Source organism: Flavobacterium sp. K5-23 (assembly GCF_023278045.1).
Taxonomy (GTDB): Bacteria; Bacteroidota; Bacteroidia; order Flavobacteriales; family Flavobacteriaceae; genus Flavobacterium.
The window spans coordinates 2,873,377-2,891,019 of record NZ_CP056783.1 but is presented as its reverse complement, the minus strand read 5'-3'; the positions used below and the strand labels follow the sequence as shown (position 1 = coordinate 2,891,019).

The 17,643-nt window shown below is 32.2% G+C and carries 14 protein-coding genes; 2 read left to right on the top strand and 12 right to left on the bottom strand.

The features are described from left to right. Window positions 1-84: 84 nt before the first annotated feature. Both FLAK523_RS12550 and FLAK523_RS12545 read left to right on the top strand, forming a co-directional pair. Window positions 85-498, top strand: coding sequence for a hypothetical protein (locus tag FLAK523_RS12550; RefSeq protein ID WP_248903951.1), 414 nt, complete (start codon window positions 85-87; stop codon window positions 496-498). 268 nt (window positions 499-766) lie between these two features. Beyond that, entirely contained in the window at window positions 767-1,819 is a 1,053-nt protein-coding gene (locus FLAK523_RS12545) for an o-succinylbenzoate synthase (protein WP_248903949.1), read from the top strand. Between the two features lie 75 nt (window positions 1,820-1,894). Here FLAK523_RS12545 and FLAK523_RS12540 read toward each other — a convergent pair whose 3' ends face one another. From FLAK523_RS12540 to FLAK523_RS12485, 12 genes are all read right to left on the bottom strand, one after another. Continuing rightward, a complete protein-coding gene (locus tag FLAK523_RS12540; RefSeq protein WP_248903947.1) occupies window positions 1,895-3,124 on the bottom strand; it encodes a sodium:proton antiporter in 1,230 nt (409 codons plus the stop codon). Then, window positions 3,124-4,026, bottom strand: coding sequence for a mechanosensitive ion channel family protein (locus FLAK523_RS12535; RefSeq protein WP_248903945.1), 903 nt, complete (start codon window positions 4,024-4,026; stop codon window positions 3,124-3,126). The genes FLAK523_RS12540 and FLAK523_RS12535 overlap by 1 nt, the downstream gene beginning before the upstream one ends. A gap of 4 nt (window positions 4,027-4,030) precedes the next feature. After that, window positions 4,031-4,840 (bottom strand): mechanosensitive ion channel family protein, encoded by an 810-nt coding sequence (locus FLAK523_RS12530; RefSeq protein ID WP_248903943.1) that lies wholly within the window; start codon window positions 4,838-4,840, stop codon window positions 4,031-4,033. Window positions 4,841-4,893: 53 nt separating this feature from the next. After that, on the bottom strand, window positions 4,894-6,636 hold the full coding sequence (locus FLAK523_RS12525) for an APC family permease (protein WP_248903940.1): 1,743 nt from the start codon (window positions 6,634-6,636) through the stop codon (window positions 4,894-4,896). A 178-nt stretch (window positions 6,637-6,814) separates the two neighbouring features. Then, window positions 6,815-7,264, bottom strand: coding sequence for a DinB family protein (locus FLAK523_RS12520; RefSeq protein ID WP_248903929.1), 450 nt, complete (start codon window positions 7,262-7,264; stop codon window positions 6,815-6,817). Further along, the gene (locus tag FLAK523_RS12515) at window positions 7,261-7,734 is read right to left on the bottom strand and encodes a nuclear transport factor 2 family protein (RefSeq protein WP_248903927.1); all 474 of its coding nucleotides are present in this window, start codon (window positions 7,732-7,734) and stop codon (window positions 7,261-7,263) included. The genes FLAK523_RS12520 and FLAK523_RS12515 overlap by 4 nt, the downstream gene beginning before the upstream one ends. A gap of 105 nt (window positions 7,735-7,839) precedes the next feature. Next, window positions 7,840-8,595 carry a DUF4382 domain-containing protein gene (locus FLAK523_RS12510; RefSeq protein ID WP_248903925.1) on the bottom strand — a complete coding sequence of 252 codons (756 nt, stop codon included), beginning with the start codon at window positions 8,593-8,595 and terminating at the stop codon, window positions 7,840-7,842. Between the two features lie 180 nt (window positions 8,596-8,775). Beyond that, a complete protein-coding gene (locus FLAK523_RS12505) occupies window positions 8,776-10,740 on the bottom strand; it encodes an aconitate hydratase (protein WP_248903923.1) in 1,965 nt (654 codons plus the stop codon). 225 nt (window positions 10,741-10,965) lie between these two features. Then, the gene (locus tag FLAK523_RS12500; protein ID WP_248903921.1) at window positions 10,966-11,643 is read right to left on the bottom strand and encodes a peptidoglycan DD-metalloendopeptidase family protein; all 678 of its coding nucleotides are present in this window, start codon (window positions 11,641-11,643) and stop codon (window positions 10,966-10,968) included. Between the two features lie 93 nt (window positions 11,644-11,736). After that, the gene (locus FLAK523_RS12495; RefSeq protein WP_248903919.1) at window positions 11,737-11,985 is read right to left on the bottom strand and encodes a hypothetical protein; all 249 of its coding nucleotides are present in this window, start codon (window positions 11,983-11,985) and stop codon (window positions 11,737-11,739) included. Window positions 11,986-12,092: 107 nt separating this feature from the next. Next, complete coding sequence (locus FLAK523_RS12490; RefSeq protein ID WP_248903917.1) at window positions 12,093-14,501, bottom strand: thiamine pyrophosphate-dependent enzyme; 2,409 nt, start codon at window positions 14,499-14,501, stop codon at window positions 12,093-12,095. A gap of 186 nt (window positions 14,502-14,687) precedes the next feature. After that, a complete protein-coding gene (locus FLAK523_RS12485; protein WP_248903914.1) occupies window positions 14,688-17,435 on the bottom strand; it encodes an aminopeptidase in 2,748 nt (915 codons plus the stop codon). Window positions 17,436-17,643: the final 208 nt, after the last annotated feature.

Genomic DNA, 17,643 nt, shown 5'->3' with positions numbered 1-17,643 from the left:
GTCATATAAGTTTTTATTTGAAGTTAGTCTTGAAATTTTCTTACAGACTATACAACTTGAATTATTTATTTTATAAAATTTAGTATGAACACTGAAAAGGAGTTAGAAAAGCAGGATTCTGAAATCAGGAAAAATTTACTTTTAGTAATTATTCCTATTGTAATTATAGTTTTTGTAATAGGGTATTATCAGTCAAATTCATTAGAGTACAATAAAAAAAAATATTTAGAAAGTAGTAATAAAGAATTCAATGGGATAGTGATTAAAAAGAGAGAAGAAGGCGATTTTCCTAGAGCAGGAAGATTTATTGGCTTTGATGATTATTATGAAGAAAGAGTAAGTAACGAAATATATTATAAGATTGCTATTGGAGATACTGTATTCAAAAAAAAAGGTAGCGATTCAGTATATTTTTACTTAAAAAGTGGTGAAATACTTATTCAAGATTATAATAAGTATTTAAGAGATCAGTATATTGATTTGCTAAATAAAAAGTAATTACTCCCTCAATTAATAGTTGTTAATCCAGGTTTAACCGATTATTTTAGATTTGATTCTAATATTTATAAAGCATAATCTTTAGAGAATAATCTATCATAAACTATAAAACTTATATTTTCTTATATGTCTTATATGGTAAAAAAAAGACTTATTTGTTCTTAAAACTTTAATGTTATCCGAAATTGCCATAGCCTATCATAAACTACAGAACTTAAATTTTCTTTTATGACTTATATGTTGAAAAATTTTTAATGTGACGCCAAAAATGAAAGCAACCTACCACAAATACATTCTTGATTTTAAACGTCCTTCCGGAACTTCTAGAGGTGTAATGACTCAAAAAGAAACTTGGTTTATCGTACTTGAAAAAGACGGTAAAAAAGGAATAGGCGAGTGCGGAATTCTTCGTGGTTTGAGTATTGATGATCGTCCGGATTATGAAGCGAAATTGCGATGGACTTGCGAGAATATTCATCTTGGTGTAGACCAACTTTGGGAAGGCTTAATTGAGTTCCCTTCGATACAGTTTGGAGTCGAAATGGCTTTCCAATCATTGGTAAGTGAGAACCCTTTTTTATTGTTTCCTTCGGAGTTTACAGAAGGGGAGAAATCAATCCAAATTAACGGACTCGTCTGGATGGGTGAGGCCGCTTTTATGAAGCAACAAATCGAGGAGAAATTAGCGCAAGGCTTTAATTGTATAAAACTCAAGATTGGCGCTATTGATTTCGATAAAGAATTGCAATTACTAGCCTTTATTAGACAACATTTCACTGAGGAACAAGTCGAAATAAGGGTTGATGCTAATGGCGCTTTCTATTCCAATGAAGCTTTATATAAAATGACACAACTATCTGAATTCAAGCTACATAGTATCGAGCAACCTATTCAAAAAAACAATACTGACAGGATGTCAGAACTGTGTAAAATCACTCCTTTGCCTATTGCTTTGGACGAAGAGCTGATTGGAGTGTTTTTATTCGAAGAAAAAGAGAATTTATTACTGAAAATAATGCCTCAATACATCATTTTAAAACCAAGTTTTATAGGCGGTTTTAAAGGGACGAAAGAGTGGATTGATCTTGCTGAAAAGCACAAAATAGGATGGTGGATTACCTCTGCTTTGGAAAGTAATATTGGCTTGAGTGCCATTGCTCAGTGGACCTTTTTGCAACAAAATTTAATGCCGCAAGGACTTGGAACTGGTGCTCTTTATACTAATAATTTTGACTGTCCATTAGTGGTTTCTCAAGGACAATTGTGGTATGAAAAAGAAACCGTTTGGGACTTTGATTTCGACCAAATAAAAACGGTTTGACAAACACGAAGAGGTGTTTTGTTAAACCGTTTTTTAGTAATTCTGATTCTAATTTTATCGTTTGATTTCTTCTTGTTATTGCATTTTTTTAGCAAATTTCCCTATTGTCATTCCTTGAACTAAAATAGAAAAGCAAACAATTACGTAGGTAATGGTAACCCAGATATCTTTGTTGTATTCGGGATTAATGGATAATGCAAGTGCAATAGAAATTCCGCCTCTAAGACCACCCCAAGTTAAAATCAAAATCGTTTTTTGTGTAATTTTCTCTTTTAATCGTACTGCTATCGACGGAATGTAAACCGAAATGTATCTAGTAATAAGAGTTATAAAGAGTATGATAATTGCTGCAAAAAGTATTTTTTGATTGGTTTGAATAATTAATAATTCCAATCCGATTAATACAAATAGGAGGGCATTTAAGATTTCGTCTATCAGTTCCCAGAATTTATCTACATATTCGGCTGTTATATCAGACATTCCAAGGGTTTTTCCGTGGTTCCCTGTTATAAGACCTGCAGCAACCATCGCTAATGGTCCAGAAACGTGAGTATAATGAGCCAATGTATAACCACCCATAACAACAGCTAGAGTAATTAAGACCTCAACTTGGTAATTATCGATACTAGCAATCAGTTTATATCCTATGTAGCCCAATATAATACCTAAAACTAAACCTCCTATTGCTTCTTGTCCAAACAACATTAGAATACTTCCAATATTTAAATTGGCACCTGGTTTGGCTAATTTTAAGATAGTAATGAATACAACTACGGCCACACCGTCATTAAATAGTGATTCTCCTGCGATTTTAGTTTCTAATGATTTAGATACTCCAGCACTTTTCAAGATGCTTAAAACGGCAATTGGATCGGTTGGAGATATTAAAGCACCAAATAACATTGCGTGAATAAGTTCTACTTGAATACCCATAAAATTCAATAGGTAAAAAGTGGCAAAACCTATAATAAATGTACTTATAAGGACACTAAATGTAGAAAAGAGTAGTATGCTTAGTTTTTCTTTGTTTAAATCATGGAATTTAATATGAATCGCTCCTGCAAAAAGCATAAAGCTTAACATTCCCTCAAGAAGTAACTCGCTGAAGTTGATGCTGTCCATTTTTAAGGCGATGTTTTCTTTAAAGGAAGGGAAGTAATAACCTGCCAGTAGAATAAAAAAGGAAAAAATTAATGACACCAGCATTAAGCCAATGGCATTGGGTAGTTTTAATATTCTGAAATTGATGTAGGCAAATCCTGCCGATAATACGATCAGTATTGAAAAAAGATGAAATAAATCCATTATTGTTTATTGATGTTAATGTTAAAATCAGGTGCTTGAACCAAGTGAAATGTTGCCGAAGCCATTTTGACTTCTCCATTTGTTGTTTCAATTTCCGTTAAAATTTTTGAGAATAATGCCGTTTTTGTTAGCCTTCTTTTTTTATAACCTACCACATAACGAAGTGTATATTCGGCCCAATTATCATTGGCAACTAGGGAAACCATTGGTTCGGTTTGTGCGTCTTCTAGTCTGTATTTGTTTTGAAGGATTTTCCATTTTTCTTTTGACCTTACGGTTAAATCACCTGCAACTTCAATACCTGCATTCAATATTATTTCTTTGGCTTTATCGTAGTTACTACCATATTGGATTGGGATTTTTATTTCGTCCCATAAAAAAGGAAAATCACCAGAATAATTAAAAACAGGCTCTTTAAAAACATAGCTATTAGCAATCAATACAATTCTTCCATTGTATAAATCTCCGTCAACCCATTGTCCTGTTTCCATAATTGTTGTCCTTAAAACCCCAATATCCATTACATCTCCTTTTATTCCGCCTAATTGTACGCGATCTCCAGTATTGTAAAACCCTCCAAACATAATTGCTAACCAACCTGCAAAAGAAGCAATAACTTCTTGTAAAGCAAATGCAATTCCTGCACCAGCAACACCTAAAGCAACAGTAAAACCTCCTAGTTTATCACTAAAAATAACTGTTAAAAAAATAACAGTAATCAAATAACCAACAAAGGTGCTGACCTTTTTGGCCTTATACCGATTGTCACTGTCTTTGATTTTTGAAAACAGTTTTTTTTGAACAGCTTGTATAACCATCCAAATTATGGCAACTCCAACAAGAAAAGTAACAATTTTACCAACGGTTGGATTGTATAGGTATTCTTGAATTTGCTCTTCCATTTTTCTACTTGTTAAGGTGAACTACTCTTTGTGGAAATGGTATCGTAATATTGTTTTCTTTGAACAATTGAAATATTTTAATCCTCATTTCGCTTTTTATATTTTCGACTCTAAAGACATCTTCAGACCAGAAAATAACTGAGAAATTCAATGACGAATCACCAAAGTCAGTAAAACGAATAAAAGGATTTGGTTCTTTAAGAACTCCGTTTTGCTTGTCAACGGCTTCTTTCAATACTTGCATCACTTGGTTTACATCCGATGAATAATCCACGCCTACGTTAACCTCAAACCTTGAAGAAAGGTCATTGTGTGTCCAGTTTATTAATTGATGTGTTGTTAGGCTAGAATTAGGAAGAATAATGTATTTATCCTCACGAGTTAAAACCGTTGTTGTTCTTAGGTTGATTTCTTTTACAATACAAATAAGTCCATCAGCTTCAATAACATCATTTACCTTAACAGAAGAATCTACCAAAAGTATAATTCCAGAAACAAAATCACTAAAAAGATTTTGTAGACCTAAACCAATACCAACTAATAATGCAGCAGAACCGGCTACAAGTACTGATAAATTAAAACCAAATAGTTGTAAGCCTATGATAATTGAAATTACAATAACTAAATACCTAACTAAGTTATAGATAGAGTGTTTTTTTGCAGCATCAATTTTATCAATTTTATAAATTGTTTTTTTTATGATTTTCAAAAGAAGACCTGTCCCAATAAGAAAGATAATTAGCTTTAAAATGCTAATTACTTTAATATTAAAGTCACCATCTTGAAAAAAAGTATAGTTTAATAATTCTTTCATATATAGTTTTTATATCAACTAGTTTTATACTTAAAAAAAGCAAAGAAATAAAGTTACATAATTAATCGGACACCACCTAGTTCCGAAACTCTATAGGAGAAGCGATTACCAGGAGATCCTATGAACATAAAGTTTTTTGGGATATTCCATTTCTCAGATAATTCATTAATGATTTCAGGTCCAAAAACACCTTCTAATTCAATAAATTCAATGTCAATTTCTGGATAAGCACGATCTAATACTTTAAGATCAATTATTAACAGTTCATTGTTTTCGTCTTCACGTTTTACGTTTACTATTTTTAATTTCTTAGTGGTTTCATTATTTTGAACATATTGCATTACTTTATTAATAATGGCAACATCATCTCCTTTAGTGAAAAAAACAAGCTCTTGTGAATTGATTTTTAAATTCATTTTCAATAAATAACGATTGCTAAAAATCACCATTCTTCGTAAAGGTTTGTAAAAGTATTCTAAAGCATCAATCAATACTTTTATAAGAAATGATCTATTAAGCATAATTGCTATAAAAAGTAAAGACGGAACTAAGTATTTAATAAAGGTGTAGAATGAGTCCACATTCAATTGAATGTTTCCTATAAAGGCTGCAACGATAAGTGAAACTGCAAAAACGACTGCTATTCCTCTAGCTTTTTCAGGCCTTGGTAATTTTTTACGTTTGAATTTTAATAATAGATTTCCAATTCCAAATAACCCCATTACGGCTAGGAATGAGAAAGTGTAAACTCCAGCTAATGCAATTAGATTACCAGCTGTAACGAATAAAACAGATACACATAATATAAGGAAACTAATGATAATTCTATAATTAGACCCACGCTTGTTTTGTTTCAAGAAATAGTTAGGTAAAATACGGTCTAATGTCATACGATTTAATAATCCAGACACCCCAACAAATGAAGTTAATACAGCACCACATAATACTAATACGGCATCGATAGAAATTAGGTAAGCTAACCAAGAACCTCCAGTTGTATGTCCTAAATAAGCTAATAGTGATTCTTGATGTTCTCCAACTTCAGTAAGCGGAATGATACAAATTAATAATAAAGCAATAACAGGGTTAAAAAAACTAACAATGGCCCACATATTACGTAGTGTTTTTGGGAAAACACCATTTTCTTGTTCTTCAACGAAGTTAGCAGAACTCTCAAAACCTGAAATTCCTAACATCGCTGCGGAAAAACCTAAGAATAATGCATTTATAATTCCGCCAGAAGTCACAGGAAGACTCCAGTTGATATTGAATGTTTCTAATCCGTTAGTAAAAATAAACCAAGAGGAAGCTAATACTAAAACACTTAATGTTGTTAAATGAATTATAAAAATTACAACAGCAACAATAGCTGATTCTCCAATTCCTAAAATAGCCAGTCCTGTAAAAGCAAGTAAAACAACTACTGTAGCTATGGTTATGTTAATTGCTGGGGCAATACCATGTAAATAGTGCATTCCTTCTGAAGCAGAGATTACTGCTGTGGCCATATAAGACAACACTGTTAATGTTGCTGCAAGAGATGCCATTCTTTTAGATGAAGTATTTAATAATACGTTATAAGCACCACCGTTAAGCGGAATAGCTCCAACAACCTCACCATATATTTTTCGAAATAAAAACAGTACCACTGCAACTAATAGAAGAGAAATCCAAGCGTACTGGCCAGCATACATAATTGTAAGTGCAGATACATATAGACAGGATGAACTAATATCATTTCCACATATAGCAGTTGCTTGTAATTCATTTAATTTTTTATGTAATACTTTTTTCATTATTTTTTGTTTAGGTCAGTTTTTATGTCTCTAAATGGAGTCGCAAGATAATCATTTGTGGTAAATAGCCAAATAAGACAGCCTATTCCTTTTCATTAATAAATGAGCGTTTAAAAGAGATGGAATTTTAATTTATTCGGATGTTATTTATTGGGAGTTGATAAAAGTATTGTTGAAATTATTTTATATCCAATAAACGTCTGTGATAATTTATTTGACCAAGATGATAGGCTAGGTGAGTGGTAAGATGGATCAACATAAACTCAGTAGAAGTTTTGGATTCAAAAACGGTAAGGGGATATTCTTTTTGCATTTCTTCTTCCGAAATAGTATTCAAAGCATTGTTAACTACAATTATGACATCTTCAATTTTACTGGTCAATTCTGATTTAGGAAGGTTTTTTAAACTGAATTCGAGTTCACGGTTTCTAACATAACCAGTTTTACCATATACAGCACCAATAAACGTATTTAAATTACCTACAAGATGTAAACATAAATTACCTGCTGAATTTGATATTTGTTTTTCGTAATGCCAAATTAAGCTTTCATTTTGATAGGATTCTATCTCCAATTTTAATTGAATAAGATCCCGGTTAAAAAGTTTTTTTAAAGTTTCAGTTATCATAATTTAGAATCTTGATACTTTTTAAGAGAAAGTAATGCTTTATCCTGTATTTTTTGCTGCATAAAACCAGTCCAACCAAATAATAATCCTGACAACCCAAATGCTTGTCTTGTCCATTTCCAAAGATCAAAATGATCGGTATGCTTTATAATTAATCCATCCTTAAAATGAAAATTTGCTTGAATTACGTTTGTGACTTTCCTATTGGTTTTACTGAAATAATAGGTTGCAGTCCATTTAGCTGACCCGATGTATTCATAAGCTTTGATATCTTCAATTTCAATTTTCAAGTTGCCATTACTGTTTTTTACTAACATTTTCCACATATCAAAAACGTCATTACCTTGAAGTAAACCAAATACTGGATCTCGGAATTTAATTTCTGGGGAGTAACATTCTTCCATTTTATTGGCTTCCAAATTGGCAAAAGCAGTATAGAATTTTTTAATAGTGTTTTCGTTAGTTGTCATTGAATAAAAATTTTAATAGTAAAAATAAGTAATTCTCTCTAACTATTATGTAGTATTCAAAATTTTTTCGAAAAACAGATATTTCTTACTGATTACATACCAATATCATAAACTAGTTGTTCCTATATCAGTTGTTTTTCCTTTTGTAACTATAATATTGTTTAGAATTGTCTGCTTAAAATCCATTCTTGGTGTAAAACTAACTTCATAACTACCTTCTGGAAGACCCATAATTAAAAAATTCCCTTGAGCGTTTACTATAGTAGAGTAAGAATTCCCATTTACTTTGACTTCTATTATAGATTGAGTACCTAAAGGTGAGATTTTTCCTTTTATAACACCACTTATTTTGGGTTCAATTGTTCGAATAACAGGCTTTAATATAAATTCACCATTTCCAGTAGTTACAATTGATTTATTTGCGTCAAAATCCAACAATACATTATTTAATAACCCTTGCTGTAGCTTTTGATTTACTTGAAGTTTTAAACCAGATTGTTGGTCAATAGGTGTGCTTAGAGGATATTTAGTGTTTTTTATTAAAACGGAGTTGTTAGGCCCAAGAATTAGCCTTATTTGTTCAACTACAGCTATATCTAATGTGTCTATTGCAATTAAGGTACTTTTTCCGTTAGAAAGATCAAGAAGATTATAAATCCCTTTATTTACATTCAAATACACTCTTTTCCCGTCTCCAATAATTTCAATGTCTTTTATATCTACAAAGACAGCATCATATAGCGCTGGTGCATCAGTCATTCGTATTGCATATGGATAACCTTCATTTGTATCATCGTTATTACAAGAATTCAACATAAATCCAAGAATAAAAATTGAAATAATAGTACTTATTTTATTCATTTTATCGTGTTTTAGGATTGTATGTTAAGGAATTGCGGGTAATTAAAACGCTGATATGATATGTTTTAGTATGTTTTCTTTGTTTAAAATGTTAATTATTTTATAATTAAATAAAATCAGCTGGTTTTCGTGGGAATTAAAGTCATTTTATGGTTTTTGGTTTATTTGAGCAAAACAAAATTACATTCCATCTTTAAAATCATTAATAATACCTCCTTTTATAAGAATATTAATTTGGCGGTCACTAAGACTGTGTTTGGTATCAAACTCAATATTTTTTCCATTTATTTTTTTTACCAATAGCTTTATATTTTTTCGATTGATAACATCCTCTCTTAAATTTTTAAAAGTTACGATGTCTCCTTGTTCAATTTTATCGTAATCAGAAATACTAATAAATTCTAAAGGAACAATTCCGAAATTCACAAGATTCTGCCAGCCTATTCGGGCATAACTTTGGGCGATTACAGCTATTTGACCCAAGTATTTTGGAGCTAATGCTGCGTGTTCTCGACTGGATCCCTGGGCGTAATTTTCTTTAGCAACGACAATATGTCCTCCATTCTCTTTTTTAGATTTTAATGCTCTTTCATAATAGGTATCATCAATAGCACTAAAAGAATATTTACTGATTTCAGGCAGATTGCTTCGCAAAGGCAATACCTCAGCGCCTGCTTTTAGAATTTCATCTGTTGAAACATTGCTTCCCATCTTTAATAAAACGGAAACTTGATAATCCTGTTTTAGAGGTGAGATTTCAGGAATCGATTTTATGTTTGGGCCTTTTATGAGTTCAATATCTGATCCGTCTTTTAAAGGAGCGACCAGCATATCTGTATTTATAATCTCCAGTACAGGATGTTCATACTTAGGGTATTTCATTCCGTAAATTTCTTCCAATGACCGTGGGTCAGTAATTTTTCCTGTTAGGGCAGAAGCAGCGGCAGTTTCAGGGCTGCATAAATAGATCTGGTCGTCTTCCGTTCCTGACCTTCCTGGAAAATTCCGCGGCATCGTTCTTAAACTTATGGTTCCCGTAGCAGGAGCTTGTCCCATACCAATGCATCCCATACATCCCGACTGGTGGAAACGGGCTCCAGCTGTGATTAGATTTGCAAAAGTATAGTTCTTGAGCATATTTTGAATGATTTGTCTGGAAGTGGGATTGACATCAAACGAGACATTGCTATTTATGGTTTTGTCTTTCACAATAGCTCCTGCAATCCAAAAATCTCTCAATCCGGGATTTGCTGAAGACCCAATAACGACTTGACTAATTGATTTTCCTGCCACTTCACTCACTGGAACCACATTACCAGGACTGGTAGGTAGTGCAATCAAAGGCACCAATTGATCTAAAATAATTTCTTCATATTCGTCGTAAGTACTGTCTTTATCAGCAATTATTTCAATCCAATCGGCTTCTCGATTTTGTGAAATCAAGAAGCGTTTAGTTTCTTCATCGCTAGGGAACACGGTAGTTGTCGCGCCTAATTCGGCTCCCATATTGGCTATGACGTGACGATCCATCGCGTTTAGATGCTTTAATCCTTCACCGTAGTACTCAATAATTTTCCCAACGCCACCTTTAACACTATGTCTGCGAAGCATTTCAAGTATCACATCCTTGGCACTTACCCAATCAGGTAATTTGCCAATGAGTTTTACACCCATTACTTTTGGCATTTTTACAAAATAAGGCTGGCCAGCAATAGCAGCAGCGACATCTAGTCCTCCCGTTCCAATGGCTAGCATTCCTAGTGAACCGGCGGCACAAGAATGGCTGTCCGACCCTATAAGCGTTTTCCCGGGTACCCCAAAACGTTCCATATGAACCGGGTGGCTTACTCCATTTCCTGGGCGACTATACCAAAGTCCGTATTTTTGGGCAGCCGAAAACAAGAACAAATGATCATCGGCATTTTTAAAATCGGTTTGTAAAAGGTTGTGGTCCACATATTGTACGGCAACTTCTGTTTTGGCCTTTTTAAGCCCCATAGCTTCTAGTTCCAGTTGGACCAAAGTCCCTGTAGCATCTTGAAGCAAGGCTTGGTCAATTTTTAATCCTATTTCTGTTCCTGGAATCATTTCGCCTTCCAATAGATGACTTTTGATTAATTTTTGAGTGACGTTAAGTGATTGCATAGTTTTTTTATTTATAACTAATTGGCCACCCTAAAACTTGGAATGGATTTAGTTTGATTAAAAAAAAATGGGGATTTTGAATTCTTGCAACTTTTTGATATACAGTTGGTAAGTGAATTGTAGGTAAGTGGAATTCTATGTAAATTTACTTAAAATAAATTTAAAATAAGGCCGATTGAAACTAATAAAAAACCCATTGCTTTTTTATGGACAATGGGTTGTTGTTTATTCTATTTTTACTAAAAAATTAGGGTCGGGGCAATTATCTAAATAATAATCCAGCTCTTTTTTACTGCAAACTCCCGGATAATCACCAGATTTCTCACCTATGTTTTTTATAATTTGAAAATGAAGATGTGGTGAATAGTCACCATTAACGCTAGCGTCTCCTAAAGTAGCCAGAAGCTGCCCTTTTTTATAAGAATCTCCAATTTTGATATTCTCGATGCTTTCTAATGATAAATGGCCGTATAAGGTGTAAAAAGTATGTTCATTAATGTTGTGTTCCAAAATGATAGTTGGACCGTAATCGCCTATATCCGAATTATTATTAAAACTATGTACTTTTCCGTCCAATGCTGCTAAAACTGGTGTTCCAGCTTTTATCCATAAATCCAAACCAATATGGATATTGCGTTCATCAACATTTGCATCATTAAAATTAGCACTTCTCTTATACAGATTGCGTTCTTCTATATATCCTCCATAAGCTACTTTAGCATGGTTTAAAGACAAGTGATTTTCAATATAATCTTCAAATGCGATCGCATTTCCAAGATCTAACTTCGATAAATCAGTATTAGAAGATGATAAATCTAAAGGAGTGTAGTTTTTGTAATCAATCGAAGCGTCTATTACTTTAACGTCTTGTGTGTTTTTTAATAGTATTTCTAAAGTAGTCATTAGACGTTTTTTTTTTTTATTAAATCTATAATAATATAAAGCCAACATTAAATTAGATGTTGGCTTTATAATTTTTAATTAAGAAAGTTGAAATTATTTCTTAATTTCAACTTTTGCATCATCTCCACCAATTTTTACATTAGTTTCATTTGCTCCTTTTTTTGTACTAATATTTACACCATCGGTTCCGATACTTATTGAAGTACTATCTTTACTCTCTTCAATTGCTGGTTCATTTACTTCAATAGTTGTTTCGGTAGGTTGAGGAGTTTCTTCTTTATTTTTACAGGAAATAAAAGCAATCATTGAAAGCATTCCTATGAACAGTGTTGTTTTCTTCATTTTGTTTTAATTTTAACTAATTAAGTGATTCACAAGATACTATTTTTATTAATATAAAAAAAATCCCAAACTATAAGCTTGGGATTTATATTTATTTGAAATTATTTCTAATACAAATTTGGAAACTTCGCAGGATTTACCTCATTCATCATAGCATATACTTTTTCGAATATATCCTCAGCTGAAGGTTTAGAGAAATAATCACCATCCGTTCCGTAAGCCGGTCTGTGAGCTTTTGCGGTCAAGGTTTGGGGTTTACTGTCTAAATGAGTGTAAGCATCTTGTTGCTCCACAATTTGTTGTAAAATATAAGCCGAAGCTCCTCCTGGTAAATCTTCATCGATAACCAAAAGACGGTTTGTTTTAGCAATACTTTTAACGATATCTTGGTTGATGTCAAACGGAAGTAATGATTGTAAATCAATGATTTCACAATCGATACCAAAATCAAGAAGTTCTTTTGCAGCTTGTTCCACTAATCTTAATGTAGATCCGTAAGAAACAAGTGTTATGTCATTCCCTTCTTTTAATGTTTCAATAACTCCAATAGGTGTTTTGAATTCACCATAATTCATTGGTGCTTTTTCTTTTAATCGGTATCCATTCAAACATTCGATAACCAAAGCGGGTTCGTCACATTCTAATAATGAATTGTAAAATCCAGCGGCCTGAACCATATTTCTTGGGACTAAAACATGGATACCTCTAATTGCATTTATGATCATTCCCATAGGAGATCCAGAATGCCAAATCCCTTCTAATCTATGCCCTCTGGTACGTATAATAAGCGGCGCTTTTTGCTTTCCTACTGTTCTGTATTGTAGAGTTGCTAAGTCATCACTCATAATCTGGATGGCATACAATAAATAATCTAAATATTGTATCTCTGCGATAGGGCGTAAGCCTCTTAAAGCCATACCAATACCTTGACCCAGGATAGTGGCTTCACGAATTCCAACATCGGCAACGCGAAGTTCCCCGTATTTCTCTTGCATTCCTTCTAGACCTTGGTTAACATCACCAATGTTTCCAGAATCTTCCCCAAAAATTAATACTTCAGGGTATTTTGTAAATATAGCGTCAAAATTATCACGGATAATCATTCGGCCATCTGTGTCTATTTTTGCGTTTTCAGCATACTGCGGATCTACTTTATTTACTGAATACACATTTTTATCAGTAGTAGAATGTAAATTACTGCTAAACCTTGGTTGGTTTAAGTTTATGTAATTAGTAATCCAGTTTGATAATTCATTTTTCCCGTTTTCACTAATAACAATACGTAAAGTTTTACGTGCTGCGATAAGTAACTCTTTTCTTAAAGGAGTTTTTATGCTTTTTAAATCCGAGACTATATTTTGAATAGACTCTTTATGGTTACTGCTTAAAGCTGTTTTTTCCAATAAAGAAACAAGTTCTTTTTGATCTTCAACAACTGGTTCTATAAATGCGTTCCAAGCTGCTTTTTTACCTTCTAAAACTTCTTTTTTTGCATTTTGATCTATAGCGTTAATCTCTTCTTCTGACGCAATATTAATTGCGATCATCCATAATTTCATCTGTCTGACGCAATCAAAGTCTTTTTCCCAAGCTAAACGATCAGCGTCTTTGTATCTTTCATGAGAACCTGAAGTAGAGTGTCCTTGTGGCTGTGTTAATTGGTTGACGTGAATTAATACAGGAACGTGTTGCTCACGTGCAATAATTGCCGCTTTTTCATAAGTTGCAATCAAATCAGAATAATCCCAACCTTTAACTCTTAGAATTTCGTACCCTTTATTGTCTTCATCACGTTGAAAACCTTTTAGAATTTCCGAAATGTTTTCTTTGGTTGTTTGGTGTCTTGCGTGAACGGAAATACCATATTCATCATCCCAAACACTGATAACCATTGGTACTTGAAGTACTCCGGCTGCATTTATAGTTTCAAAAAACAAACCTTCTGAGGAGCTTGCATTACCTATTGTTCCCCATGCAATTTCATTACCATTTACGGAAAAATTATCTTTGATAGTAATTCCTTTAACGTGTCGGTATATTTTAGAAGCTTGTGCCAGTCCTAGTAGACGCGGCATTTGCCCTGCTGTTGGAGAAATATCAGCACTTGAATTTTTTTGTTTTGTCAAGTTCTTCCAAGAACCGTCTTCGTTTAAACTATGTGTTGCAAAATGCCCACCCATTTGTCTTCCGGCAGACATGGGATCGTGTTTTATATCGGTATGACCATAAAGACCAGCAAAAAATTGCTGTATAGTCAATTCACCTATTGCCATCATGAAAGTTTGATCGCGATAGTAACCAGAACGAAAATCTCCATTTTTGAAGGCTTTTGCCATAGCTAATTGTGGGACTTCTTTTCCGTCACCAAATATCCCGAATTTTGCCTTTCCAGTCAATACTTCCCTACGTCCTAAAAGGCTACATTCTCTGCTTGTTATGGCAATTTTATAGTCATTTAAAACTTCGGTCTTGAAATCATCTAAAGTCAAAGTAGTATTGTTTTTTTCTTTTATCATAATTGAAAAGTATAACTTAGTGTTGCAAATTTACTTAAAAACTAGCTATTTTCATAATACAGTAATAAAAATATAATTTAATTATTAACAATTAAAGCCTAGTAAATTTGTCTATTTTTGCATTAAAATCATTAAAATAGCGAAAAAAATAAATATAATTCAGTAGAAGTATTTAATTCCATTAAATTAAAGCCATTTTCTTTTAAATAAATTGATAATTACGCTAGGGGATAAGGTAAATACAAATCGTACTTTCTCTTTGTATTTATTTTGCGAAATTTCCCAACCATTATTCGAATAAACGGGAAAATACACTTCAAAATAGTCTGGTACTAAATTCAATTTAATACCATTATCGTAAACAAATTTAATGTTTTGCGTTCGGTTTTTCATAAATCCAACATCACCATAGACCTCAACAAAATTCCAAATGGTATAGCCTGCATTAAAAGTGCTAATCCATTGGTTTGCAAATTGGTTATCTAATTTTGATTTAAATCCACCTTCAGCCATTATTAATTGTTGGCTGTAAAAACCACTATCTTCTGATCTTCCATAATAATTATAGTCAAAAAGATAGTCTGTGGGTCTGTCCAAAGCAAAACTAAAATAATCAGTATTAGATGTATTGTAAAGAAAACTTCCAGCATACAATCGAAGGTTAATTTGGCGGTTATTTTCAAACAGTTTACGGTATGCTAATTCAGCACTTATTTTTCCAAATTTCCCTGATAATTGTAAATCGTTGATTAAATTAAAGTGATTAGTAACTTCCGTTTTATTGTTAATGTATTTAGCATTAAAAACGGAATAGTTTTCAGCCGTATTATTAATCACAATGTTGCTTTTTTCTCTATTGACTAAAATTTGTCTAAAAAGAATCAACTGTTTATGATTGTCTCTAAAGTCATCTTCTCTTATTCGTAGCTGTACCGTAGGGTTTATTCTTAAATAAGTTGCATCAGGCGCATAATGGAAATAAGAGCCCGAAAGGGAATACCTTACGTTATATAAAGCACTGTTTCTGTAGTTTTGATTTACAGCAAATGAAGCGGATCCAGATACCGTATTTGCTTTAGTTGAATAGGCTGGATTTACATCAAATGTAAAAGGTTTGTCTAAAATCGTTTTATTGTGTAAACGCAAACCTGGCGATAAACCGTCATAAAAATTGTAGGTAAGTGTTGGTACGTACAATACTTGATTGTAATAAGGATCTTCTAAATCCTTCATAAAAACAAATTTTAAGGGACGATTATTCGGGAAAAAACTTTTTAGGGATTTCCAATTGTTTCTTAAATTATATTCAGGAACCTCATTTTTAAAATTCAAAACGATTTTATCGGCATTTTTTCTTTCGAATTTAAAAATACTATCATTTGATTTTGGCTCGATCCATTTTTTAAATACTATTTCGCCATGTTTAATTCCATAAACTGGAACAGGAACAATTACCCCGGTTTTGTTTTTTATGGAAAAGTAAATACTGTCGTTAGTTTTAGAAACATCAGAAAATTTATAATCAATGATTTCACGTGTATTAATTACGGTGTTAAAAAACCAGTTGATGTTTTTAGTTGTATTCGATTTTATAGTCGATTCAAAATCTTTACTGCTGGCTTGTTTTTCTTTATTATTTGCGTAAAATTGATGGATACTTGTAGTTACAGAATTATTTTCAAGAAAATCATCTAAAAACCGAAGACTCAGTCCAGCTCTATATTTACTGGCTATTTGTTCGTTAAATTTAATTAGGGAATTTTTTGGATCTCCAAGGGGTTGATCTAGATTTTTTCGAGCCATCAGCATATAAAAATAACTGTATTGCTCATTGAAATCTAAATTTGTCAAATTGAAGCTTTTTAATAATTTAAATGTTGAAGCATTTCCTAACATTTTTTCATTAGGATGGTATTCATCAATATATTTCATCATTACATAAACTTGAATCCCGTCATAAATCCAACCGTCTTTTCTTTTGTCTAACTGAATACTGTTTTTAAGAAAAGCATTTAAATACGTTTTTAGAAATTTTATTTCGAATACAAATTCATCCGAAAACGGACTTATAAAGGAAGGAAGTTGATTTAATCCATAAAACGGATTTCGATCATAATCAGTTTGTGAGACTATGATTTTTTTATAAGGATAATCACCTATGGAATTAGAAGTATAATTAATGATACGGTCAACAATAATGGCTTGTTGTATGGAACTGACTTTTTTCTCTTTTAAATTAGAGAGTACCTCAAGAGTACTGTTTTTGTAGTTGTAAAAGGTAAGTTTAGGTTCTATAAAAAGATTAAAATTGTTTCTGTTTTTTCCAGACAATTTATAAATTGTATTGTTTTCATCGGAAACAGTTTCTACAGTATCTAAATCAGAGGTTACTACAAATCCTTTAGTCGTTTTAATGTCAACATCGTAATTAGAAAGTCCATTTGCGATATCGTCTAAATTAACATTACTGTAATTTGTAAATTCAAAGTTTTCGTATCTAGCAGGAGTAAGAAACCAGTTGTTTAGATTAAAACCACCTAACTCATCATAACCATATTTTGTGAATTTATCACTTGGAATCTTTACGGTATAACTAAGTTGTAAAACTATTTTTTTATGAGGAGCTAATTTTTCTCTTAGCTTGACAATAATTAAATCGGGATTGTTTTTTAATCTTTCCCAGGAAAGGAATAGATTGTTAGGGTCAATTATTGTTAAATTGTTTGTACTGCCTCGTTCTTCGTCATTTGCTAAATGAAATCCACGATAAAATTCATCCGAAAAACGTTTAGCTAAAGGTGTATTTACATTCGAAAAAGCATTATTCCAATCATTTAAAATGAAAGAGGTCAATACATCTTCTGAATCGTTAGAAAAAGTAAGTATTTGTTTGATATTAAGTGACTTGGATTCGGTATTTACTTCAACAAACATTTGGGAATGATGTTGAGCAAAATTCTTTACTGGAGTAATTAAAACAAATAAGCAAAACGTAATTTTAAAGAATGCTTTCAATCTATTTAGTATAAATGTAATTATTGCCCAATATACGTTATTTTGAATAACATTTAGAATGATTTTTTTTAATAAAAAAAAGGAGTATAGGGGTTTTACAACCTACACTCCAGCATTTAAAACATTA

Excerpts from the sequence above, each read along its gene's own strand:
- FLAK523_RS12550 (WP_248903951.1), top strand. The coding sequence starts at position 85 with ATGAACACTGAAAAGGAGTTAGAAAAGCAGGATTCTGAAATCAGGAAA.
- FLAK523_RS12545 (WP_248903949.1), top strand. The coding sequence starts at position 767 with ATGAAAGCAACCTACCACAAATACATTCTTGATTTTAAACGTCCTTCC.
- FLAK523_RS12540 (WP_248903947.1), bottom strand. The coding sequence starts at position 3,124 with ATGGATTTATTTCATCTTTTTTCAATACTGATCGTATTATCGGCAGGA.
- FLAK523_RS12535 (WP_248903945.1), bottom strand. The coding sequence starts at position 4,026 with ATGGAAGAGCAAATTCAAGAATACCTATACAATCCAACCGTTGGTAAA.
- FLAK523_RS12530 (WP_248903943.1), bottom strand. The coding sequence starts at position 4,840 with ATGAAAGAATTATTAAACTATACTTTTTTTCAAGATGGTGACTTTAAT.
- FLAK523_RS12525 (WP_248903940.1), bottom strand. The coding sequence starts at position 6,636 with ATGAAAAAAGTATTACATAAAAAATTAAATGAATTACAAGCAACTGCT.
- FLAK523_RS12520 (WP_248903929.1), bottom strand. The coding sequence starts at position 7,264 with ATGATAACTGAAACTTTAAAAAAACTTTTTAACCGGGATCTTATTCAA.
- FLAK523_RS12515 (WP_248903927.1), bottom strand. The coding sequence starts at position 7,734 with ATGACAACTAACGAAAACACTATTAAAAAATTCTATACTGCTTTTGCC.
- FLAK523_RS12510 (WP_248903925.1), bottom strand. The coding sequence starts at position 8,595 with ATGAATAAAATAAGTACTATTATTTCAATTTTTATTCTTGGATTTATG.
- FLAK523_RS12505 (WP_248903923.1), bottom strand. The coding sequence starts at position 10,740 with ATGCAATCACTTAACGTCACTCAAAAATTAATCAAAAGTCATCTATTG.
- FLAK523_RS12500 (WP_248903921.1), bottom strand. The coding sequence starts at position 11,643 with ATGACTACTTTAGAAATACTATTAAAAAACACACAAGACGTTAAAGTA.
- FLAK523_RS12495 (WP_248903919.1), bottom strand. The coding sequence starts at position 11,985 with ATGAAGAAAACAACACTGTTCATAGGAATGCTTTCAATGATTGCTTTT.
- FLAK523_RS12490 (WP_248903917.1), bottom strand. The coding sequence starts at position 14,501 with ATGATAAAAGAAAAAAACAATACTACTTTGACTTTAGATGATTTCAAG.
- FLAK523_RS12485 (WP_248903914.1), bottom strand. The coding sequence starts at position 17,435 with ATGTTTGTTGAAGTAAATACCGAATCCAAGTCACTTAATATCAAACAA.